We start from the raw sequence: 23861 nt of genomic DNA, 5'->3' as shown, positions 1-23861 counted from the left end.
TTTTGAAAGGTACGGGAACCATGAACGATTCCGCTCTCAAGAACTTCTGCACGTGGGCTCGCGTGGAACTTATTAACGGCGTGGAGGCGCAGATGGTGCGCTATGGCATCACCGACCCCGCGCCCGATCCTGCCGGGTCCCAGACCATCAACGGCCAGCCTCTGAGTCCACTCGAGGTCGAGCAGCGCGACGAGCTGTTGCGCCTGCAGACCGCAGAGAGCCATGACGCGCTGCGCGACCGTGCGGCCTACACCTGGTTCAACCGTATCGTGGCCATGCGCTTTATGGAGGCTCGCGGCTGGCTCCCCAGCTGTATGCGCATGCTGAGCCGCGCGGACGGCAGCCATGGTAGCGAGGCTGTGGAGAACGCCCTGGACGTGGAGATTTCCACGGCCGACCCCGAGCGCGTGGCGGAGCTCAAAATGGCGGGTTCCGACGAACCGCTGTGGCGCTATCTATTTGTGGCGCAGAGCGAGGAACTTGCCGACTGCCTGCCGGGTGTCTTTGAACGTGTGGGCGGTGCCATGGAGCTGCTGTTACCCCAGGGTCTTATGATGGCAGACAGCGTGGTGGGCAAGCTCAATGCAGTCCTCGCTGACGAGGACTGGCGCGAGGGCGTGACCGTTCTGGGCTGGATGTATCAGTACTACAACGCTGACGTTAAAGACGAGTTCTTCAAGTCCAAGCGTAAGGCAGCGGCGGCCGACATCGCACCTGCCACGCAGCTCTTCACCCCCGAGTGGATCGTGCGCTATATGGTCGAGAACTCGCTCGGTCGTCTGTGGATGCTCAACAACCCCGGGAGCTCACTGCGCGAGCGCATGGAGTACTACATCGAGCCTGATGAGGAGCACGAGGACTTCATTCGCATCTCGAGCCCCGAGGAGATTACGCTCTGCGACCCGGCATGCGGCTCGGGCCATATCTTGGTCTACGCGTTTGAACTGCTCTTTCATATGTACGAGGAGCGCGGCTATCGTGAACGCGAGATTCCCGAGCTCATTCTTACTAAAAACCTTGCAGGTATGGAAATCGATTCCCGCGCGGCACAGATCGCGGAGCTGGCGCTTGCCATGTGCGCCCGCGAGCACGACCGTCGCTTCTTTAGGCGTGGCGTTCGCGCCGACGTTACCGTGCTCTCGAGCATCCCGCTAGGGGAGGACGAGCTGCCGGGTAACAAGAAGCTCGCCGAGGAGCTGAGTCATTTGGGCGAGATCGGTTCGCTGCTCAATCCCTCAGAGGACGAGATCGACGAGCTCAAGGCTGCCGCCGCGAGTTGTTCCGATGACCTTTTTGCCGCTACGGCCAAAACTAAGCTCGAAAGCGCTGCCGCCATCTGCGAGAAGCTGTCCCGTCGTTTTACCTGCACCGTTGCGAATCCTCCGTATATGGGCAGCAGCAGCTTTAATCCATTCATGAGCAAGTGGATCAAGAAGAACTACCCCGACGTGAAGAGCGACCTGTTCTCCAGTTTTGTCGTTCGCATGTTCAAATTTGCTAAAGATCATGGCGAGTGCGGCGTAATGTCGCCTTTCGTCTGGATGTTTATCGGAAGTTACGAGAAGCTCCGCAACGAGATTATCAACGACAGAACGCTGACTTCTCTCATCCAGCTTGAGTACTCGGGCTTTGCTGGCGCTACTGTGCCCATCTGTTCCTATACGTTCCACAACTCATTCATTAAGGGCTACAAGGGCGGCTATGTTCGCCTTTCTGACTTCGTTGGAGCTGCTGCCCAGGCCCCCAAGGCCCTCGAGGCAATCCAAAACCCCGACTGCGGCTGGTTCTACCGCCGCGATGCCGAGGCCTTCAGGCAGATCCCCGGCACCCCCATAGCCTACTGGCTTGGGAAAGGGGCAAACGGCTCCTTCGAGGTTGGGCGGCCTTTGGCAAAAATTGCGAAAACACGTAAAGGGATGTTTACGGGAAATAACGACTTGTTTCTTCGACAGTGGTACGAAGTCTCTGCTTCACTGATTGACATTGATTATAAGTTCTACTCCAAAGGCGGTCCCTATCGTCGTTGGTATGGTAACCGTGATTATGTCGTGCGTTGGAAGGACGATGGCAAGGAGATCAAAGCGTTTCCAGGTTCAGGTAATATTAACGAGTCTGATTACTTCAGATCATGTCTGTGCTGGTCGCTAATTACCTCGGGTGACATTAGTTTCAGGGCTTTAAATACAGATGAGTATGTCATGGGCGATGCCGGCCCAGCTTGTTATCCCAATCCAGAGATGTATTGGTATCTCCTCGGCCTGTTAAATTCGTCTGCAATTCAGCTACTTTCTAAAGCGATAAATCCGACATTGAACTGGAGCGCTGGAGTCGTTGGCTCTTTTCCAGTTGTATCATCGCGGGAATCGTCTGATGGCGTTAAATCCCTTGTTGTCAAGCAAGTCGTTGAGTCTGAAGCGGATTGGGATTCGTTTGAAACCTCTTGGGATTTCAAACGCAACCCATTGGTGTAGGCGATATTTATGGCTTGTAAATGGTCGTTTGCGCGTAAGGTCAATCTATCGGGCGATCTTAATCTTCAGAAGCTTGTTCAGTTTTACGTATGGGAGACGCCTGTTCCTGGCACGTCAGAAAAGGGCACTTCCTTTAGAGAGCTCGGCTGGTCTAAGGGTGGCTACAATACACTGCATTCCTTGATGCGAGGATTATCGGGTTTTCCGAATTGCAAATGGATAGGGGCTCCTGCGAAAGATATCGAGGCTACGCTTGACGAGCTTAATAGATTGGACTCGTTTGACGGTTCTTTCGAGTTTGCCGTTCACACTATTAAAAGTGGACTCAACAAAACAGAGGCTCTTTTTTATTTTATTCGAAATTCATTTGCTCACGGTGGATTTAAGACTTCGAAATATAAAGGTGAGCTTTATTACGTTTTTGAGAATAAACAGGGAAGCCAAATTAAAGGTCGAGCGGTAATAAAGGAATCCACTTTATTGCAATGGATAATGGTTATTAAGGATGGACCAAAAGTTAGCAGTAGATAGGCGTCACCCTTTAGCCCGGTTTTGTTCCTGCTCATTTGAACAATCAGTGCCTTTACCTGTTATCTCATCTGTTTTAAATGAAGTTTACTTGAGCTGAATCACGCTCGATTGGATTGGATGTAAACATGCCAACACTGCTCGCCGATAAATACGAGGCCCGCAAGGCCGAGGTCAATGCTCGCTTTGAGCAGCTTCGCGCTAACGAGGAAGAGCTCAACCGAATCTTTGCCAAGATCTACAACATGGAGGGAGAGGTGCCCATCGAGGTCGAGGATAAGTACGTTTCGGTGGCGCGCATTTTCGACACTGCCGATGAGATTCCCGAGAGCTATAAGGGCAATAAATACGTGCGCACCAAGCGTGACGAGATCACCTCGCTCATAAGCTATGCCGTGGGCTGCATGTTTGGCCGCTATTCGCTGGATGTGGACGGGCTGGTCCTGGCCGATCAGGGTGCCACGGTCGACGACTATCTGGCCAAGGTGCCCGATCCCGCGCACGTGACCTTTATGCCCGATGCCGACAACGTGCTGCCCATTACCGATGACGAGTACTTTGACGACGACATCGTGCGCTACTTTATCGACTTTGTGCGCACCGTGTACGGCGAGGAGACGCTTGAGCAGAACCTGGCCTTTATTGCCGAGGCGCTCGGCGGCAAGGGCACTTCGCGCGAGGTAATCCGCGCCTACTTTTTGAAGGACTTCTTTAAGGACCACTGCCAGACCTATAAGAAGCGCCCTATCTACTGGCTGTTCGACAGTGGCAAAAAGAACGGCTTCAAGTGCCTTGTTTACATGCATCGATATCAGCCCGACCTGTTGGCTCGCATCCGCACCGACTATGTGCATGAGCAGCAGGAGCGCTATCGTGCCCAGATCGGCTATGCCAACGATGCTCTTGCCAGTGCCGAGCGCGGCGAGCGCGTGCGTTTGGATAAGCGCGTCAAAAAGCTCAATGACCAGCTTAAAGAGACCATTGCCTACGAAGAGAAGCTGCACCACTTGGCAGACCAGATGATCAAGATTGACCTGGATGACGGCGTCAAGGTCAACTACGCCAAGTTTCAGGATGTGCTGGCAAAGATTAAGTAACTGCAATTACGGTAAGGATATTCATGCCCAAGATCGATGTAGAAGAACAGCTCAAGCTGCGTTTTTTGCAGCCGTTGTCCGCATGTATGCTGCGCCGTGTGGTGATTTGGCACGATGCGGACGGCGAGTTTGCCCATGAGTTTGAGAGATTGGCTGCCGAGGGTTTCGACGGCGCGGGGGCCGATGATGGCGTTATGCCCGCCCACGGTGACTTTGAGCGTCCGGTGCGGTTTGTTGAGGCCTGCGAGGGCCGCATGTTTGCCGTTAAGAAGCTTATCAACCGCGATGACCTTGCGAACGATATCTTGTTGTATCGCCGTTGTCCGCGCGGCAGGCTTGAGGGTGATTGGCTTGCCGATGTTGAGCTGTATGCCGATCAGTTCCAGGCTGACTATCTTTCACTTTTGGCCGATCAGCTGGGTATCGAGAATATTGACGCCGTGCGCGAGAGTCTGCGCGAGCACAAGACGTTCTTTGATGTCAAGACCCGCTGCGCTAAGTTTGCCGCGTGTGTTCCGCATGCCTCGGGCGCATCCGATATCGAACTCGGCATCCTTACGGTGATTTTTGGCGGTAAAGAGCCTGGCGACGCGCGGCCTGCGTTTGTGCTGCGCGGTTGCATGACCACGCTGCTGCATGAGGGCCCCGATGCACTGGCCGAGTTGGCGGACAATTACTGCGTGCGCGATGTCCTTTCTGCCTTCATTTTGCGTTGCTATGGGTTTGAGGGGCCGCTGTATGAGCGTGATTCGCTGCTTGCGCTGGCATCCCATGTGCTCATCACGGCGGCATCCACCGCGCTTCCCGAGGGGGCGCTCAAGGGACTCGAAAGCTATGTGGTTCCCGCATACGGCCCCTATTGCCTTGAGGCGGTGCGTGCGTGGGACCAGACTGCCGATGCTCAGGCGTCGAGCGAGGATTTATTTGAGATTTGCCGTTTGGTGGAGGATGCCCGCGGGCTCTTTACACGGTTTGAGGCCCTGTCGATCGATGTGCTGACCTCGCTTGATGTGTTCCCGTGCGTCAATGAGGCCGTGCTCTCGCAGCTGTTCTGCTCGTTTGCTCGGGGCGCGGACCGTGTTGCAGATGCGCGCGCCTTTGCGGCGCGTCGCTGCGACCTAAGCTGGTACCGCCGTGTCGAGAGCTACTTTGACCTGCTTGTCGCTGTGGCCGATATGTGCGCGTTTAGGCAGGCGCACGCGGGCGGGTTCCATCTGGCGCAGCCCCAGCAGGTGTGGGATGCCTACGCGTCCGATTGGTATGCCATGGACGCTGCCTATCGCCATATGTGCGCCGCGTATTTGCGGGCACGCTCCATCGAGTGCGATGTGCTCGAGGAGCCTGCCCGAGCCGTAGTGGACTGGGCGGAGAATCTCTACAGTAACTGGTTCTTGGCCGATGCCAATGCATGCTGGGCATCCGCTGCGCAAGGGGAGTGGGCCGATTGCGGCTATATCGAGGGCCCCGAACGACAGGATGAGTTCTACTGGCACGTGCTGCCCACCTTTGTGGGTTCTGCCAAAACGACGGTCGTTATCGTGAGCGATGCGCTGCGCTATGAGGTGGCCCGCGACGTCGCGGCGCTGCTCGAGCGCGAGCGCGGCGGCAACGTCAAGGTTTCTAGCATGCAGGCGGTCTTTCCCTCCATTACCGAGGTGGGCATGCCCGCGCTGCTGCCACACCAAGCGCTTAAGCTTGCGGAGGATGGCTCGTTTGTGCTGGCTGACGGCATGCCCACTGCGACGACTCCGCAGCGCGAGGCCGTGCTTACCCACGTTGAGTCTACGAGCCGCGCTTTGCGCTCAAGCGCATACCTCAACATGGCGGGAACCGAGCGCAAGGCGTTGCTCAAAGACTCCAAGCTCGTTTATCTCTACCACAACAAGATCGATGCCACGGGCGAGAAGGCCGCTACGCAGGATGATGTTTTCGATGCCTGCGCGGACACCGTGGAGGAACTTGCCACGTTGGCGCGTCGTGTGTGCACCGACGCCCCGGGCGCGCGTGTTGTTATAACGGCGGATCACGGCTTTATCTACACGCGTCGGGAACTCAACGAGTGCCAGATGCTCGGCAAGCCAGACCTTCCCTTCCTTGACGCTCCCGTCATGCACGGCAAGCGTCATCTGGTGGTGCCCAACGAGGCCGTGGCCAAGCTTTCGGACGAGGCACGCAGGGTGTTTGTTAATGTTGACATGGGGCGTTTGGGTGCCGGCTTTGAGGGATTTGCCCCGCGCGAGAACGTGCACTTTAAGCGTCCCGGCGGGACTAACAACTACGTCCACGGCGGCATGAGCCTGCAGGAGCTTTGCGTGCCCGTTATCGGATTTTGGCGTGCGCGCTCGGGTTCCAAGGACTTTGTCGATACGCGCGCGGCGACGCTGCGCGTACTAAGTGAGGGACGTCGAGTGACCAACTCGCTCTTCTCGGTCAACTTGATCCAGGAAGAACCCGCCCAAGGCAAGGTACTGCCGTGCGAGTACGAGCTGGTGTTTACCGATGCAAGCGGCAACGAGGTGAGCGATACGGTTAAGGCGCATGCCAACAAGACTTCTGTTAACTCGCAGGAGCGCGTTGTGCATGCCAAGTTTGCGTTGCGTGCGGCGGATGGATTCTCGGCCAAGGGTCCGTACTATCTGGTCTGCCGTGAGCGCGAGACGGGCAAGATCGTTTGGCGCGAGACGTACACCATCGCTGTTTCGTTTGCCCCTGTTGCTGACTTTGGTTTTTAGGAGTGTGCCCTATGTTTGATAGCCATGACGACGATCTGTGGGAAGTTCCCTCGATTGATGTGAGTGCGCCGGCGGAGGCTGTGCCTGCGGTGGAGACTGTGCCTGCGGTGGAGACTGTGCCCGCGGTGGAGAATGTGCCTGCGGTGGAGCCGGCGGAGACCGCTGCGCCCGCCGATGCCGTGGCGCCCGCCGAGGACGAGCCCTCGACCGATGACTATGCCCAGGCCGTGGCCGAGGCTCCCGAGGACGACGGCTACGACATGGATGGACTGGACGGCAAGCTGCTCGAGCACTTTGGCGGCAAGATCGTGCGTAAGGACCTGACGGCCCTTATGAAGCGCGGCGCCAACGTGCCTACCTTTGTGCTGGAGTACTTGCTGGGCATGTACTGCTCAACAGACGACGAGGATGCCGTGGCGGAGGGCCTGGAGCGCATCCGCAAGATTCTCACCGATAACTATGTGCGCCCCGACGAGTCCGAGCGCATCAAGTCCAAGATTCGCGAGCTGGGGCGCTTTACCATCATCGATAAGGTGACGGCCAAGCTCGACGAGTACAAAGACATCTACGTGGCGTCGTTTGCCAATCTGACCATTGAGCCGTTTGTGATGCCGGCCGAGTACGTGCGCGACTACTCCAAGATTCTGCAGGGCGGCATTTGGTGCATCATGAGCATCGAGTATCGTCATCCCATGGAAGAGGAAGACGAGTTTGGCATGGAGGTCTTTGGCGACGATGCGCCGCGCCGTTCCAAGGCCAAGCGCAAAAAGCGCGGACCCGAGGACTCTCCGTTTAGCGTGGCGTCGCTCACGCCCATCCAGATGCCCAACCTGGACCTGGAGGCCATGATCGACGAGCGCCAGTATTTCTCGCGCGACGAGTGGCTCAACATGCTGCTGCGCTCTGCCGGCTATGAGCCCAGCGAGCTTTCGGAGAAGGAGCGCTTGCACTTTATCGAGCGCATGGTGCCGCTGATCGAGCGCAATTACAATCTGTGCGAGTTGGGTCCCCGTGGCACCGGCAAGAGCCATATCTACAAAGAGGTCTCGCCCTATGCCATCTTGCTTTCGGGCGGCCAGACCACCACGGCCAACCTGTTCGGCCGTATGAACTCCATGCGCGCCGATCGCGTGGGCCTGGTGGGCCATTGGGATTGCGTGACGTTCGACGAGGTCGCCGGCATGCGCTTTAAGGACACCAACGCCGTGCAGATCATGAAGGACTATATGGCGAGTGGCAGCTACGCGCGCGGCCGCGACCAGATTAACGCCGATGCCTCCATGGTCTTTGAGGGCAACATCAACGACACCGTGCAAAACGTCCTTAAGACCACGCACCTGTTTGATCCGTTCCCGCCGGAGTTTAACAACGATTCGGCCTTCTTCGACCGTATCCACTATTACCTGCCGGGCTGGGAGATTCCCAAGATGCGTTCGAGCCTGCTGACCAGGCATTACGGCTTAATCACCGACTGCCTGTCGGAGTTTTGCAAGGAGATGCGCCGCAAAGACTTTACGCATCATATCGACCGTTACTTCCGCTTTAACAGCGACTTTAACAAGCGCGATGAGATCGCCGTGCGCAAGACCTTTAGCGGCTTGGCTAAGCTGCTGTTCCCCGACGAGGCTATGGACAAGGACGACGTTCGCTGGCTGCTGGACTACGCCATCGAGGGCCGTCGCCGCGTAAAGGAGCAGCTCAAGATTATGGCGGGCGTCGAGTTTATCGATGTTAACCTTGGCTATATGGATGCCGATAATCCGCAGGACGTGCACGTGGTGCGCGTGCCCGAGCAGACCGAGGATACGCTGATTCCCGACGGGCCGCTGCTGTCCGGTCACGTGTTTGGCGTGGGTAGGTCGCAGGGCGGCGAGGTTGCCGTGTACAAGCTGGAGAACAAGGCCGTTGCCGGCGAGTGCAAGTTTAAGCACGAGGGCGTGGCCTTTAACAAGCCGGTGCGCGATACGCTGGAGGCCGCGTTCGACAACTTCGTGAACCTGGCGAACCGCGTGGCGCCGGGCATGCACATTGGCTCCAAGGACTACCTGCTGTTCTATAACGATCTGCAGAGCAAGGGACTGTCCGAAGAAGTTTCGCTTGCCGAGTTTGTGGGCCTATGCTCCGCGGCGTGCAACCGCCCGGTGATGTCTGCGCTGGCGGTCCCGGGCATCTTGCGCATGTCGGGCTCTATGGACGAGATCCGCGGGCTCGAGGACATTATGCGCGTGGCCAAAAACGCCGGTGCCAAGCGTGTGATTTTGCCGCTGAGCGCCATCGCGGGCCTGCAGAGCGTTTCGTCCGAGATCATTTCGGGCTTGAGCCCGGTGTTCTACATGGATGGCGATCCGGTCGACGCCGCGAAGAAGGCTCTGGATTTGTAGGGGTGCGGGCGAGCGGGGCGTCCGGTGCTCGTGCGTTCCGCGAACATGTTGGTGCGTAGTGCGTGAGGAGGCCTGCCATGGCGGACGAGCGTTCTGTTGGTGAGCTGCTCGACGAGCTGTTTGGCTTTGAATCGGTGGCCAAACGCCAGGCGACGCTTGAGCAGTACGATCGCGGGGAGTTGGTGCGCAAGGCGCGCTCCCGCGAACTGCTGGGTGTGCTTAGGGATGTCGAGGCTGCCGAGCACGCTGCGCGCGAATCTGCCGTGCGGGCTGTTGATACGTACGTGCGCCGTGTTGAGGGCGCGGCCCTTGCGCGCGCTCGCAAGCAGGCGGGTGTTGTGGGCTCGCTGCAGATGGAGCGCCGCTATGCTGCCTTTTTGCGCATGGAGGACAAGGCCGAGCTGCTGACGCGCCTGGAGCAGACGCTTGCGTTTATCGAGGTAAAGCTGCGTGCGAATACGGCGGACAGGGTGCGCGCAGCGTACGATGCTGCCGGCGCTTTAGTGCTGCAGGACGTGGCGCGTCTGGGTGACGTGCGCGTTGTGGATGCTGTGCCCCTGGATGCCGACCTGCTGTGCACGCAGCTGGAGCAACTTCGTTGTGCCGCCGACGCAACGGACCTTGCGGGTATGATCACGGCGACGTTTGAGTCCGAGCTGAGTGCGACTGGGCCGCAGCACGCTGATGGGTTTACGGGTGATTTGGCTGGCGATGTTGCTGGTGACGTGGCGCTGGAGCGTGAACTTACGAACGTGCGCGGTGCTGCGCAGCGAGCGCGCTTAGCGGCGCAGGCGTATCGGGCCGAGCGCGCCGTCCGCGTTGTGGGGAGCACGGTGGAGCCAGTATCGTTGCCCGAGCCTGTGTGCGTTGCGTGCGAGACGACGTGCGATGCCGGGGAGCTTTCCGAGTTGCTCGTTCAGGTTAAGAAGTCGTTTGAGACCTACCGTCGTGTTGTTGCCGACGGCGGGTTGTTCTGTGCGTTTGGCTCTGGCTCGCCGCATGGGATTTGCCGGGGCTCGAGCTATTTAGACTACGATTCTCGGCTTGACGAAGACGTGCTGGTGGGCGAGTACGATGGCGCTACCAGGCATGATGTTCGCCGAGAGGTTGCGATTCCCGAGCTTGTGGATGAGGCTTCGGCCGATGGTGGCGACTCGCTCGAGGTTGCTGTGGCGCGCATACGTAAGTTTAACGGACGCCGCTACGATGGTGTGCTGGACGAGGATTCTGCGCGCCATGTGAATGCGTTTTGGTATGGGCTCAAAAAGCTCAGTCAGTATTGTGAGGCTGCCGTGCGCGTGGATGAGCGTGCTTGGGATTGCTTTATCGATAAGGTGCAGTTCGCCTACGATGAGCCCGTGGGGCGCCTGGCCACGCAGATGGACGACAAGCAGGTTGCGGCTTTTGTTGCTGCCGTGGAAGTGCTTGGCGCTGACGAGTAAGGGCCTGGTTTGGCGGGAGGTTTCACCATGAAGATCGAAGTTGATGTAGATCAGCTGCGCGAGAGCCTGCTCGACCGCGCGGGGAGTGCAGCAGGCGTGGGCTTTCCGGCCGCCATGCTCGACGTAGTGGATATCGAGGATGAGTCGCCCCAAGAGCTCCTGACCCGTGCCGAACGCGAAGGCCTCGACCTCCGCGACTTTGCCGTCGACGATGACGCTGAATGATGGCCATCTTTGTTATTGACGAACATATGTTTGTATTTTATACTCATGCTTGAACATACGTCCAACTTCATGGTATAAACTAGGTGGTCATCTCTTAAGAGAGGGCTTCCAAGTGCCGGGGACGTTTTCCCCGGCTTTTTTATTAAGGATTGCCCATGCGAGAGCTGAGTATCTTTATTGATGAATCTGGAAGCGATGATCTTCGTGAAAGATACTATCTTGTGGCCTTTGTTTTTCATGAACAAGATATTCCCATCGCTGAGGGAATAGAGAAATATGAAAGGGCGGTAGCCGAAAGCGGATTGCCGCTTCTTCCGTTCCATGCTTCTCCTCTCATGAATGGAAAAGATCAGTTCAAGGACTTGGGCATCAGCGAGAGAAAAAGGCTGTTCTCACTATTTCGAGTTATGTTTCGACATTTGCCCATCTCGTACAAGGTGTTTGTATTCAAGACGCATCGGTACCGAACTCTTAAACAGATTGCTGATGCGATGCGGCGTGAAATCATCGATTTCATATTCGACAATTTGAGTTGGTTTCAGCAGTTTGATGCTGTAAAGATTTACTACGACGGAGGACAGGGTTCGGTTTCGAGTGCGCTTCACAAGGCAATCGATTACGCTTTGGCTAAAAATGCAGTTATCTATAAGCCGACAACTTCATCGGATTACTATTTGGCTCAGGCCGCGGACTATGTCTGTACCATTGAGTTCACGAGTCTGAAATATCAGGCAAATAAGCAGACTAATACTGACCAGAAGTTTTTTGGTGGTAGTACTGCGTTTAAAAAAGGCTTACTAAAAGAAGTTAGAAAGAAGGCCGTCCCAAATTAGCTGCCCTGTGGCCGCTACGACGCCAGCGTGGCGATGACGGCTTCGTCGCCGGCGTATATGAGGGTGTTGCCATCGGGGATGATCGTCTGGCCTTCGCGCTTGAGCATCACCACAATAAACGGATGCTTGCCTTGCGGCACATCGCGCAGGCGCTGGCCGGCCAGGCGACCGTGGGGGGTCACGGTGACCTCGCGCAGCGTAACCTCGGCACGCTCTTCAAACGTCGGGGCGGCCATAACCAGAAGGTCGCCTTCCTCGATCACGGTATCGCCGTTGGGCAGCACGGGGTGCGCGCCGTCGCGCAGCACCAGAACCACAAGCATGTCCGTCGCACTGCCAATGTCGGCGAGCGAACGTCCGGCAAACGGATGTCCAGCTCCCATCTTGAGCCTGACGAACGACATGCCGTCCTCGTCGCGGTAATCGTTAAAGGTGCGGCGCACGTCGCCTTCCGCGTCGATCATATCGAGTTTCTTCGCCACTGCTGGCAGCAGCGAGCCCTGCACCACAATGCTTGACACGGCAATCACAAACACCAGGTCAAACAGGTCGTGACCACCGGGAACACCGGTTACCACGGCAAAGAGACTAAATACGACCGAAGCCGCGCCGCGCAGACCCGCCCAGCTTACGAGCGCAACCTGGCGAGGGTTGGTCTTAAAGGGCACCAGCAGCAGGCCCACGGCGATGGGGCGGCTCACGAAGAGCATAAACGCCATGAGCGCCAGGCCGGGTAGCAGCATTTGCGGCAGGCGCGCGGGCGTGACGAGTAGGCCCAGCAAAAAGAAGATGGTCATCTCGGCCATCTCGGTGAGGGTGTCAAAGAAGTGCGCCAGCTCGACCTTGCCGGTGATGTCGCTCGCGCCCAGCACAATGCCGGCCAGGTACACGGCCAAAAAGCCGTTGCCGCCCAGGTAGCTCGGCAGCGCGTAGGCGACGATTGCCACGGCGAACAAAAAGATGGTCTGCGCGCCCTCGGCTGTTGCGCGTGCGCGTTCAATCAGGTGGCCCGCCGCCCAGCCGATGGCAAGGCCCAGGCCCACGCCCAGGATAATCTGCTTGGCCAGCAGTGTGGGAATGTTGATGTCGCCGCCGGCTGCGAGTGTGGCGAGCACGGCGGTGAGCATGTAGGCGACGGGGTCGTTGGAGCCCGATTCGACCTCGAGCAGCGAGTCGGTGCCGCCCCTCAGCGAAAGGCTGTGCTCGCGCAGAACGCTAAAGACGCTGGCCGCGTCGGTGGACGCCACAACCGATCCCAGCAGCAGGCCGCCGATCCAGTCGAAGCCCAGTACAAAGTGCGCGAACACGCCGGTAATGCCGGCAGTGATGACGACGCCGAGCGTGCTCAGCAGCACCGCAGGCGCGGCGACGGGCTTGGCACGGTCGATGTTGGTGTTAAAACCGCCGTAGAACATGATGAACAGCAGCGCCGTGCTGCAGACGGTTTCGGTGAGCGCGTAGTCGCTAAAGTCGATGTGAGCCGGGCCGTTGACGCCCAACAGCATGCCGAGCGCGATAAAGATGAGCAGGGTGGGGAAGGGGAGTTTTTTGCCGACGGGCTTGATGGTCAGGCACAGAATAATAACGAGGCCGATAAAGAGAAGGATCTGGTTCATGGATGGTGTCCGCTCCTGGGTGGTTGGCGTGGCACGGTCAGTTGTCTGCGGTTATTTGTACCCAAAGATGGTGGGTTTATGGGGTTGGATTGCGGGCGTGCGCGATATCGTCATAGACGGCTGCCGTCTTTGCCTCTGCTTGGAAACCCTTTCCAGCTTTATTGCAACGGAGTACAATGGGTAACGTTTAAGTTCAACTTGAAGTTTTAGTTGCGGCGCCGGGCTTCGGCCGCAATGCAAGGAGAGGCGTACCATGGCGATCTATGTGACATCTGATGCTCACGGGCACGTGCGTGCGCTTGACGAGGCCCTGTCTAAGATCTCGTTGACGTCCGACGACACGCTGTACGTGCTGGGCGACATGATCGATCGCGGGCCCGATCCGGTCGGCGTTATTAAGCTCGTGCGCTCGCTGCCCAACGCCCGCGTGCTCAAGGGTAATCACGAGCAGATCATGCTCGATGCCATCATTGGCCAGGATCCGCTCGATGCCGAGACCTGGGATATCAACGGTGGCTGGACGACGCGCGAGCAGCTCAACGACATGGAATTTGAGGCATACGAGGAGCTCGTGCGATGGATGGCCGCGCTGCCGCTCTACGCGGTGGCCGAGACCGAGGAGCGCCCGTATCTGCTGGTACATGCTGGAATCGAGATGAAGGCGGCGCGCGCGTTTTTGCTTGAGCATGGCGTCGATTGTGCCGATGGCGTCGGAGCGGTGGGTGCCGATCGCGAGCTGCTGCAGCAGATGCTCGCGGTGCAGTCGTCCGATGACCTGCTGTGGATTCGTCACGGCTATTGGGATGCGCCGACGGGACTGCTTTCTGCCGAGGGCGAGGGCCCGGTCGTGGTGAGCGGCCACACGCCCACGGTGTCGCTTGGGCGCTATTGCGTGGTGGATGGCCTGGCGGGGCTCGATGAGGAATCGGGCCGGGGGCGTTTTGTGCGCCTGGGCGGCGAGGATACCGCCGGCGTGCCCGATCGCATCGATATCGACTGCGCCGCCGCCACCGGCTCCGAGTTCGGCCGCGTCGGCATCCTGCGCCTGGATGACGGGGCCGAGTTCTATGCGAACATCAACCCGGGCGAATAATCGGTGCAAAGGGTAGCTAATTTGGGACGGGGCTTTTTGACTACTTTCGAAGAGTAGCGCCTTCTTGCTCGGTAAGCGCTAGAAATGAGGAGCGTCTGCGTCCTCGGCAGCGCGAAAATGCTCGAAAAACCGTCGCAACGGAGTCAAACGACGTCGCGACGGTTCTTTTTTGGCTGCCCGCTGGCTAAGTGAGTAGGCTTTTTTGGAAATGCCGAGCAGCCGGCAAATTTGCCTCAACAAAACCGCAGGTCATTGACTTGTGTTTTGCCGGTGTGGTCAGGGATTCGGCAAAAGTCTACTCACTTAGTTTTGCGTGATGCATATTGTCCGCAACGAGACCCCAGCCGGGGTGATTCCATCGCAAATTCCGGTGACCGGGGGCAGCTAATTAGGCGCCGTATGGGTTGCGGTCGCGTTCGATGCGTTGGCGGATGTGGGCGTACTCGATAATCAGTAGCACCAGGAGTAGGGCCATGATGGCTAGGTAGCTCACCACAGCGCCCATCAGACCCAGCAGCTTAATCAGGATCACCGGCACCACCACGCTTACGGCGAAGCAGATCAGGTAGATCTTGGTGACATCGCCGGCGTGGCGCAACACCGTGATAATGGCATAGATAAAGTCGATTGCCGCGGTGACGCCGCCGGCGACAACCATTAGCAGTGCAAGCGTGCGGTAGCGCTCAAAGTTGAGGCCGTACATAAAGCTCATGAGGGGAATGCCGGGGCCTGCCATAAATGCGGCGCACGCTCCAGTAATGACTACGATCAGTGCCATAACGGCAACAATAATCAGATCAAAGCGGCGACGCTTGCGCGGATTCGCCCAAATGCTCGACAGACGTAGGAGCTGCGGTTTATAGATAAATCCAATGCTCAACAAAATGGCCTGCGCCGGAAAAAACAGTGCATTAAAGTACAGCTGATATTTGTATGCCAGCGTGCCCTCCATCACAAACTTGGGCATGCTCTCGATAAGGTTGAACAGGAACAGCGCACCAAAGAGCGGGGCGCACTGGACAAACAGGTGGCCAGCCTCGCGCAGACTCATGCGGCGTGATTTTTCGGTTTCGAGCAGGGCGAGCGGGGCGGTGACCAGTACGAGCGAGGCAATCGCGGCGATGCCCATGGCCATGGCCGCGATGGGCATGCTGCGCGTGAGGAACAGTGCCACGCTAAAGACCGCGATGACGCCGGCGGAACGCAGCGTTTGGCTCATGCCTGCCAAATAGAGCTTGTCGGCCTGCTGCAGGCGGCCCTCGTACACGTCGGCGATGCCGTCGATCACCTTATAGAGGTAGACGCCCAGGCCGATCGTGGCCATCTGCGCATCGTAGCCGCGGGCGCTGCTGTATACCAGGCCGCATGCCAGCGCGAGCGCTCCGCAGAGCCAGCGGTTGAGCTGGTAGGAGGCGAAGGAGGTCTTTTCGTCGATGTCCGAGACCTGAAAGTTGCGCACGCCGTAGTTGCACGCGATCATGATGAGCGTGCCGGTGACAAAGGCGATGGAGAACTTGCCGGCTTCCTCGGCGCCCACAAGCTGCGTGGACACGATGGTGAGCAGGGGAAACGCCATGCCCCATACGGCGGTGCCCAGGGTATTCCAAAGGTAGTCGCGACGGGTGGCGTGATCTTCGTACTCGGCTTCTTGCGTGGAGAAGCCGCCGCCGTAGACGGCTCCGAGCAGGCGGTTCCACCAGGCATTGACCATGCGGCGGATGGGGCCGGGCTGGCGATCGCGCTCGCGGCGACGGCGTGTAGCCTGGCTGCTGTCGGGACCGCCGGCGTTACGCTGGCTTAGCTCTTGGATTCGTGCGAGCTCCTCGGCGGTGTGCGATGCGGGGAACAGGCCGTTCTCGATGCGTCCGCCCTGCCCGTGCGCCCCGCCCGATACGGTGGGGTCGGTGACGCCGTTGCGGCGGGCGATGGTGCGTCGGATGCTATCGAGGGGCGTGATGCTCAAGGCGATTCCTTTCTATTGCTGCGCTCTAGTATAGCCGCGGTGGTATCGATTCGTGTTTTTGAACAGGTTGTTCAATATATTCGGCAGGCGGCAGCAATTTGTCGGTAAGCGTGCGGTATTCTGTTGAAGTTTTATGACCCCCCGATGCCGCCCTCGCGGTACCAAGGAGCTTCTACCTATGGACGTCGCCGCATTCTTACTGGCTCTTGTGCCGATTATTTGGCTGGTCGTGATGCTGCTGTGCTTTAAATGGCCAGCTTGGAAGGCCGCTATCGGATCGTTTGTCCTTTCGTGCGTGCTTGCCTTCGCATGGTGGCACCTGCCGGCAGCGCAGATCGCGACCGCCTCGCTTGAAGGCTTTTTGATGGCTCTGTGGCCCATCGTCCTGGTGATCATCGCCGCGGTATTCACGTATAACCTGTGCGTTCGCACGGGCGCCATGGACGTGATCGGCAGCATGATCACCTCCATCAGCAGCGACCGCCGTCTGCTGGCGCTGCTCGTGGCCTGGTGCTTCGGTGGTTTTATGGAGGGCATGGCCGGTTTTGGCACTGCCGTCGCCATTCCTGCCGGCATGCTCGCGGGCCTGGGTTTTGAGGCCGTGCCCGCCGTGCTCATCTGCCTGCTGGCCAACGGCGTACCCACACCCTACGGCTCCATCGGCATCCCCACGGTGTCCGTTGCCGACTTGGTGGGTCTGGATTCCCTGCACCTGGCGACCGTTCAGCTGGTGCAGTTGGCGCCTTTCTTTGTGATGATGCCGCTGTTTATCGTACTGGTTGCTGGTCGTGTTGCCGATGACCAGGGCAACGTTGCAGGCGTTGCCGAGCGCCTACGTGGCGCGGCGGGCATCGCCGTGCTCTCCGGCGTGTCCTTTGCCGGTGCGGCTCTGGTCGTTGCTAGGTTTGTGGGTCCCGAGCTTGCCGTCGTCGTCGGTTCTATCGTTTCGCTCGGGCTGACAGCTGCGCTTGCTATGCGTGCCGAGAAGTCGGGGCATCTGGACGCACGCTTTCACATGAATATCGAGGCCGGCGAACAGCTCACCGCTAAGTCGGCGCTTTCTGCCTGGTCGTGCTTCATCCTGATTTTTGTGCTGCTGTTGGGTACCTCCAACCTGGTGCCCGTCGTGCACGCCGCGCTCGCGCCGTTTGCGAGTCACGTGCAGGTGTATTGCGGCGAGAACCCCGGCACGCTTACGTTTTCGTGGATCAACACGCCGGGTGTTTGGATTTTCCTGGCTGCGTTTGTCGGCGGTGCCATTCAGGGCGCTTCGCCGCGCTTGATGGGTGAGGTGCTGGCCGCGACCGTCAAGCAGATGATGCCGACAGTCATTACCATGCTTTCGGTGCTGGGTTGCGCCAAGGTGATGGGCTATGCGGGCATGATTTCTTCGATCAGCGCGTTTTGCATTGCGGTCGCTGGCGGCCTGTACCCGATTCTGGCTCCGTGGATCGGCGCCGTCGGTGCGTTCGTGACCGGTTCGGGCACGTCCTCAGGCATGCTGTTTGGCCCCATCCAGAGCCAGGCTGCTACAGCGCTGGGTGTGAGCGACTACTGGATGGTCGCGCTGAATGCGCTTGGCGTTGCTGCCGGTAAGATGATTTCGCCGCAGACGCTCGCGATCGGTCTTGCCGCCGTGCATGTACGCGGTAAGGACGCCGAGCTTCTGGGCGCCATCCTGCCCTACGCCGCCGGCATGCTGGTCCTCATGAGCATCATCGCCATGCTCGGTCAAGGGCTGCCGCTGTAGTTGGCACTTGGGGACGTTCCTTTTGTGCCGGCACTTTGGGAACGTTCCTAAGTGCCGGCATCTGGGGACACTCCTTGGTTGTTGCCTGTTCAAGAGTGTCCCTGATGGCTAGTCGTTTAAGAACGTCCCCAATGACTAGTCCGCTTGCGTGCGATTTTTGACCGTTGGGCGGGCGCTTCGCAGTTGCCGCAAAAACGTTTTTGCATATCGGGTACAACGGGCTTTACGTGAGTAAAGTGCGCGCCGCGTCCACGTGTCGCGTTTTTAAAGGAGGCCCCATGCCTGGTGTTACCCCTGCAGAAGTTTTGTCCAACTTTGGTATTACGCTCGTTGAAGATCCCGCCGAGAATCAACCCCGTCTGCTGGTCGATCTACCCGCCGCGGAGCTCGTCGAGCACGCTATCCGCCGCGAAGAAGGCCGCATGGCATCCAACGGCGCGCTGGTGATCGAGACGGGGGAGCGCACTGGCCGTTCCCCCAATGACCGCTTTATCGTTGACACCCCCGATGTCCACGACAAGATTGCCTGGGGCGCCGTCAACCGCCCGCTGTTCGTCGAGAGCTATGAGGCCATCAAGGCCGGCATCGTCGACTATCTCAACGAGCGCGACGTGTTCGTCACCCGCGGCATGGCAGGCGCCGACCGCAACCACACGCGTCGACTGCTCGTTGCCTGCGAGCGTGCCAGCCAGGCGCTCTTCATTAAGCAGATGCTTGCCCGTCCGCTCGCCCGCGAAATCGCGCGCACCGGCGAACCCGACTTTTGCGTGCTTGCCGCCCCTGGCTACCAGTGCGACCCCGCCATCAAAGGCCTCAACTCCAGCGCCGCCGTGGTCATCAACTTCCAGGAGCGCGTGATTTTGGTCGCGGGTACCGGCTACTCCGGCGAGATCAAAAAGTCCATCTTCAGCGTCATGAATTACCTGCTGCCCGTCGAGGACGACGTGCTGCCCATGCACTGCTCGGCCAGTATGGATCCCGTCACGCACGAGACCGCGGTGTTCTTTGGCCTGTCGGGCACCGGCAAGACCACGCTTTCGGCCAACCCCACGCGGCTGCTGATCGGCGACGACGAGCACGGTTGGTCCGACATGGGCATCTTCAACATCGAGGGTGGCTGCTACGCCAAATGCGAGGGCCTGGACGCGTTCCACGAGCCTGAGATCTTCAACGCCGTCCGCTTTGGCGCGATCTGCGAAAACGTGGTGCTCGACGAGAGCCGCAAGCCCAACTACGATGACGTCTCGGTCACGCACAACACGCGCGTGGCCTACCCTGTGGAGCACATTCCCAACGCGTGGACCAAGGGCATGGGCACCACTCCGAGCGTCGTGCTGTTTTTGACCTGCGACGCCTTTGGCGTGCTGCCGCCCATCTCGCGCCTGACGGCCGACGCCGCCATGTATCACTTTGTGACGGGCTTTACGGCCAAGATCCCCGGCACCGAGGTCGGCGTCACCGAGCCCACGCCCACGTTCTCTTCGCTGTTTGGCGAGCCGTTTATGCCGCTCGACCCCATGGTCTATGCCAAGATGCTCGGTGAGCGCATCGCCGACGGCCGCACGCGTGTGTACCTGGTCAACACCGGCTGGATTGGCGGCGGCTACGGCGTGGGCCATCGCATCGAGCTTGCCTACACGCGCGCCCTGGTGGCCCGCGCCCTCGACGGTACCATCGAGGACAGCGAATTCGTGCATGACGATATCTTTAACGTTGACATTCCCACCACGTGCCACGGCGTGCCCGACGGCATCCTGGTGCCGCGCCAGTACTGGCAGAGCACCGCGCGCTACGACGAGGCGGCGCACAACTTGGCCGTGATGTTCGAGGAGAACTTCGAGAAGAAGTACTCGCACCTGCCCGAGTCCGTGAAGGCCGCCGGTCCGCACGCTCAGGTGCACGCCGACGCCCGTCATCGCGGCCGCGGCCTGCTGGGACTCCGACACTAGCGTCGCCGCGAGTCCATATCCGCCACAAAGGGGACAGGCACCTTTGTGGCGGTTTTGCTTGGGCGAATGACTCGGGTTACAATACGCCTGACATATCGCCCCCTTCTCCGGATGGGGGCAGCGTAAGCGCTCTTGTGGCGGCACCGTAGGACTTTGAAGGTGGCCGTCGTAAGAGCGCTTTTTGTTTAGGCACCCGGGCTCGGGCGCATGCTATGAAGGGAGAGCACATGAAGAGTTTCGTTGCCGAGGATTCGTTTTGGGAGCTATTTCCGCAGGCGGCTGTCGGTGTTGTGGTCGTAAAGGGCATGAAGCCCGCGGCTCAGATTCCTCAAGAGGACGTGGATGCGATTGCGGCGTTGCTCGACCGCGCCAATATCGACGCGGAGCGTCATCTGACCAGCGATACTATCAGCGAGAACGCACCGGTCAAGGCATGGCGCGAGGCTTATCGGCTGTTCAAGACCAAAAAGGGCGCGCGTTGCTCAATTGAGAACCTGCTCAAGCGCGTGCTCAAGGGCAAACCGGTGGGCCACATTACGCCCGCGGTGGACATCTACAACACGGTGTCGCTGACCTACGCGCTGCCCGTTGGCGGCGAGGACCTGCATACGATTGAGGGGGATCTTCGCTTGAAGGTGACTGACGGCGGCGATGCGTTCCTGCCACTTGGCGAGGAAACGGATGACCCGACGCTGCCCGGCGAGCTCGCCTACATCGATGATGCGGGCGCCGTATGCCGCTGCTGGAACTGGCGCGATGGCGTTCGCACGGCGCTGTCCGACGATTCGGCCGATGCATTCCTGGCGATTGAGTGCGTGGAGCCCGAGCGGATGGGGGATTGCCAGGCTGCCGTTGATCGTCTCGCCGAGTTGCTCGAGCGCTATCTGGGAGCGACGGTTGTCGTTAAGACGCTTGTGACCCGCGACAATCCCTGCGTGGAACTGTAACGACGCCTGCGGATCATGTTCGCCGGTCAAAACCACCACAAAGGTGCCTGTCCCCTTTGTGGTGGTTTTTATGTTGATGGGTTAACAAATGGGATATTTGGGTATGGGTGTTGCCTCGTGCGGCTAAGATGTTTACCCGTTAGCATCATGTAAGCGAAAGGCGGTCGTCTCCCATGCAGCAGAACGACGAGACACGTTTCGAGGACTTTGTCGGACTGATCAGCGGGCTCTACAAGGAGATCCAGCGCATTAAGACATCCGAGGGCGCAAGGCTGGGCCTCAAGGGCTCCGACGTTATGTGCCTGTACTATCTTGAGCGCAGCAAGGACGGCCTGACTGGCGCTGACCTGGCTCGCATGGCAGGCGTGACCCGTGCCGCCGTCTCGCGCACGCTCGCGCATCTGGAGGAGGGCGGCTACGTCGAGGTCGATGATTCGGGCGACGCCGCCGTTAAGTATCGTGCTCCGGTGCGCCTGACCGCTCTGGGCGGCGAGAGCATGAGCGAGGCGGACCGCATCATTCGCGAGGTGCTCGACACCACCGGTAAGGCTATGGGTGTGGAGCAGCGCGAGCAGATGTATGCGTCGCTGCGTACGATTCTCAACACCCTGCGTGAGATCTAAGGCCGCCAAGGCATTTGCTTCCCATTAAAAACTGCATAGTCCCGTTTGAGCGCGTATGCCGTGCCGGGGCATTGCTGTCAAAATTCCCCGCGCGGGACCTGCGCAAGAAAGGATTCGTTATGTCCGTCCGCATTATTACCGATTCCGCAAGCGATATGTCGCCGGCGGAGCACCCCGCTCTGCGCGTTCTGCCGCTGTCCGTCACCTTTGGCACCGATGTGTATATGGATGGCGTCGACATCGATCACCAGCGCTTTTACGAGATGCTTGTGGAGCGCGATGAGCTGCCCAAGACCGGCCAGGTCAACCCGTACGCGTTTTCGCAGGCGATTGCCGAGGCGCGTGAGGCCGGCGATGAGGCTGTGATTATTACCGTGGGCGCTAAGCTTTCGGGCACCAATCAGAGTGCCCGCACCGCACTTGCCGAGGCGCCGGGCGGCGACATGTTCGTCGTGGACAGCAATAACGTGACCTTGGGCGAGCGCGTGCTGGTCGAGTATGCGCTGCGCCTGGTGGACGAGGGCCAGGGCGCGGCTCAGGTTGCGGCGGCTGTCGAGGCCGTGCGCGACCGCGTGGTCGTCATCGGCCTGCTCGAGACGTTGGAGTACCTGGTGCGCGGCGGTCGCCTGTCTGCTGCGGCCGGTGCCGTGGGTACGCTGCTCAACGTAAAGCCCGTGGTGGCTGCCGAGGACGGTCTGATCGTGCAGCTGGGCAAGGCGCGCGGTTCCAAGAACGGCCGTAACCTGCTCAACCAGAAGGTCGAAAAGGCGGGCGGCATCGACTTTTCCATGCCGCTGGCGCTCGGCTATACGGGCCTTTCGGATGCGGTGCTCAAGAAGTATATCGAGGACAGCGCGGCACTGTGGGCTGGCCACACCGAGGGCGAACTGCCCGTTCACACCATCGGCGCCACCATCGGCACCCATGTAGGCCCCGGCGCCGTAGCCGTAGCCTTCTTCCAGCCCGTTAACTAGCCCACCTGCCAAAACCACCACAAAGGGCGGGCACCTTTGTGGTGGTTTATGCTATTCCGGGTGGAAGGGAGCGAGCAATGGCGTCTGAGGGCTTTTTTGATCGGGTGTACGAGGTGGTCGAGCAGATTCCCGAGGGGATGGTCGCCACCTACGGTCAGGTGGCGCTGCTTGCCGGTCGTCCACGAAGTGCGCGGTACGTGGGGTATGCCCTGCATGGCAATCCGCGCCCCGGCGAGATTCCCTGTCACCGCGTGGTGTTTGCCGATGGCCGCATATGCGATGGTTTTGCTTTTGGCGGTCCCGATGCTCAACGTGAGCTTTTGCTAGGGGAGGGTGTGGCGTTTAAGGACGACATGCACGTCGACTTGGTCGCCTGTCGCTGGCCTGCAGGGCTCTAGCGGCTCTGCCGTGGTTAAAACCACCACAAAGGTGCCTGTCCCCTTTGTGGTGGTTCTAGTTTACCTGAGCTAACTTATGGAGAAGCTATGGGGGAACATATTGACGCTACAAAGTAAACCACGGTGAACTATATTGTTTTCAGCAACAGAGCAGGCAATAGGCGATGAAAAAGCCTGCCCTGTTGAGTTTGATTCGCATTCCTCCCCTCTGTGCGATTCAACGGTGTACTTCGGGAACAGGCCCGCTGGCAACTATCTGCCAGCGGGCCTGTTCCTGTTTCGGTGAGGATTCAGCCTCACCGTCTATGTTGTGCGAAGGCGCTTTGCCTAGTACACCATGCCCATGGCGTCCTGAACCTCGGCCAGGGTCTGCTCGGCAATCTCGTTGGCGCGACGGTTGCCCTCGTGCAGCACGTCCTTCACATAGTCCAGATCGTTCTCATAGCGCTGACGACGCTCGCGGATCGGCGCGAAGTACTCGTTGACGGCCTCGGTCACGTACTTCTTGAGCTGGCCGGAGCCGCCCATGCCAATCTCCTCGGCAATCTCGACCTCGGAACGGCCGGTGCAGATGGCGGCGGTTGAAAGCAGGCCGGACACGCCGGGGCGATTCTCGGGATCGAACGTGATCATGCGCTCGGAGTCGGTCTGGCTCTTCTTGATGCGCTTGGCCGTCTCCTCGGCGGTCATCGAGATGTTAATGGCGTTGCCGTAGCTCTTGCTCATCTTGCGCCCGTCCAGGCCGGGCAGCAGCGGGGTCTCGGACAGCAGCGCGTCGACCTCGGGGAACACCTTGCCGTAACGGTTGTTAAAGCGGCGGGCGATGGTGCGGGTGAGCT

The 23861-nt window shown here is 59.2% G+C and carries 18 protein-coding genes; 15 read left to right on the top strand and 3 right to left on the bottom strand.

Annotation, left to right across the window (positions count from 1 at the left end; all coding sequences use genetic code 11):
- Window positions 1–20 precede the first annotated feature (20 nt).
- From pglX to DW850_RS07545, 8 genes are all read left to right on the top strand, one after another.
- Complete coding sequence (pglX, locus tag DW850_RS07580; protein WP_117786731.1) at window positions 21–2471, top strand: BREX-1 system adenine-specific DNA-methyltransferase PglX; 2451 nt, start codon at window positions 21–23, stop codon at window positions 2469–2471.
- Between the two features lie 9 nt (window positions 2472–2480).
- Window positions 2481–3002: a hypothetical protein gene (locus DW850_RS07575; protein ID WP_117786730.1), complete on the top strand. Its 522-nt coding sequence runs from the start codon at window positions 2481–2483 to the stop codon at window positions 3000–3002.
- 125 nt (window positions 3003–3127) lie between these two features.
- A complete protein-coding gene (locus DW850_RS07570; RefSeq protein ID WP_117786729.1) occupies window positions 3128–4096 on the top strand; it encodes a hypothetical protein in 969 nt (322 codons plus the stop codon).
- Between the two features lie 23 nt (window positions 4097–4119).
- Window positions 4120–6828: a BREX-1 system phosphatase PglZ type A gene (gene pglZ, locus DW850_RS07565; protein WP_117786728.1), complete on the top strand. Its 2709-nt coding sequence runs from the start codon at window positions 4120–4122 to the stop codon at window positions 6826–6828.
- A gap of 11 nt (window positions 6829–6839) precedes the next feature.
- Complete coding sequence (brxL, locus tag DW850_RS07560) at window positions 6840–9209, top strand: protease Lon-related BREX system protein BrxL (protein WP_199575655.1); 2370 nt, start codon at window positions 6840–6842, stop codon at window positions 9207–9209.
- A gap of 77 nt (window positions 9210–9286) precedes the next feature.
- Window positions 9287–10651, top strand: coding sequence for a hypothetical protein (locus DW850_RS07555; protein WP_117786727.1), 1365 nt, complete (start codon window positions 9287–9289; stop codon window positions 10649–10651).
- Between the two features lie 27 nt (window positions 10652–10678).
- A complete protein-coding gene (locus tag DW850_RS07550) occupies window positions 10679–10876 on the top strand; it encodes a hypothetical protein (protein ID WP_117786726.1) in 198 nt (65 codons plus the stop codon).
- Between the two features lie 155 nt (window positions 10877–11031).
- Entirely contained in the window at window positions 11032–11709 is a 678-nt protein-coding gene (locus DW850_RS07545) for a DUF3800 domain-containing protein (protein ID WP_117776136.1), read from the top strand.
- Window positions 11710–11723: 14 nt separating this feature from the next.
- Here the strand turns inward: DW850_RS07545 and DW850_RS07540 are convergent, their stop codons facing one another.
- Complete coding sequence (locus DW850_RS07540; RefSeq protein ID WP_117786725.1) at window positions 11724–13325, bottom strand: potassium/proton antiporter; 1602 nt, start codon at window positions 13323–13325, stop codon at window positions 11724–11726.
- A gap of 253 nt (window positions 13326–13578) precedes the next feature.
- On the opposite strand from DW850_RS07540, the gene DW850_RS07530 reads away from it, so the two are divergent.
- Window positions 13579–14418: a metallophosphoesterase gene (locus DW850_RS07530; RefSeq protein WP_117776138.1), complete on the top strand. Its 840-nt coding sequence runs from the start codon at window positions 13579–13581 to the stop codon at window positions 14416–14418.
- A gap of 388 nt (window positions 14419–14806) precedes the next feature.
- Here DW850_RS07530 and DW850_RS07525 read toward each other — a convergent pair whose 3' ends face one another.
- Complete coding sequence (locus DW850_RS07525; RefSeq protein ID WP_233540642.1) at window positions 14807–16381, bottom strand: lipopolysaccharide biosynthesis protein; 1575 nt, start codon at window positions 16379–16381, stop codon at window positions 14807–14809.
- 178 nt (window positions 16382–16559) lie between these two features.
- On the opposite strand from DW850_RS07525, the gene DW850_RS07520 reads away from it, so the two are divergent.
- The 6 genes from DW850_RS07520 (at window position 16560) to DW850_RS07495 (ending at window position 23022) form a co-directional block, all read left to right on the top strand.
- Window positions 16560–18131 carry an L-lactate permease gene (locus DW850_RS07520; protein WP_117786724.1) on the top strand — a complete coding sequence of 524 codons (1572 nt, stop codon included), beginning with the start codon at window positions 16560–16562 and terminating at the stop codon, window positions 18129–18131.
- Between the two features lie 278 nt (window positions 18132–18409).
- Entirely contained in the window at window positions 18410–20080 is a 1671-nt protein-coding gene (pckA, locus tag DW850_RS07515) for a phosphoenolpyruvate carboxykinase (ATP) (protein ID WP_199575653.1), read from the top strand.
- 227 nt (window positions 20081–20307) lie between these two features.
- Window positions 20308–21027, top strand: a complete 720-nt coding sequence (locus DW850_RS07510) for a B3/4 domain-containing protein (protein ID WP_117786723.1) — start codon at window positions 20308–20310, stop codon at window positions 21025–21027.
- Between the two features lie 173 nt (window positions 21028–21200).
- On the top strand, window positions 21201–21650 hold the full coding sequence (locus DW850_RS07505) for a MarR family winged helix-turn-helix transcriptional regulator (protein WP_022093866.1): 450 nt from the start codon (window positions 21201–21203) through the stop codon (window positions 21648–21650).
- A 119-nt stretch (window positions 21651–21769) separates the two neighbouring features.
- Window positions 21770–22624 carry a DegV family protein gene (locus DW850_RS07500; RefSeq protein ID WP_117641033.1) on the top strand — a complete coding sequence of 285 codons (855 nt, stop codon included), beginning with the start codon at window positions 21770–21772 and terminating at the stop codon, window positions 22622–22624.
- A gap of 77 nt (window positions 22625–22701) precedes the next feature.
- On the top strand, window positions 22702–23022 hold the full coding sequence (locus DW850_RS07495; RefSeq protein WP_117786722.1) for an MGMT family protein: 321 nt from the start codon (window positions 22702–22704) through the stop codon (window positions 23020–23022).
- 327 nt (window positions 23023–23349) lie between these two features.
- On the opposite strand, the gene DW850_RS07490 is transcribed toward DW850_RS07495, so the two are convergent.
- A partial coding sequence (locus DW850_RS07490; RefSeq protein WP_370215666.1) for a tryptophan--tRNA ligase occupies window positions 23350–23861 on the bottom strand: 512 nt, incomplete at its 5' end.

Origin of the sequence: Collinsella sp. AM36-4AA, from assembly GCF_003467795.1 — a bacterium.
In the GTDB taxonomy this organism is placed as follows: Bacteria; Actinomycetota; Coriobacteriia; order Coriobacteriales; family Coriobacteriaceae; genus Collinsella.
This window is presented reverse-complemented; position numbering and strand designations above follow the sequence as displayed.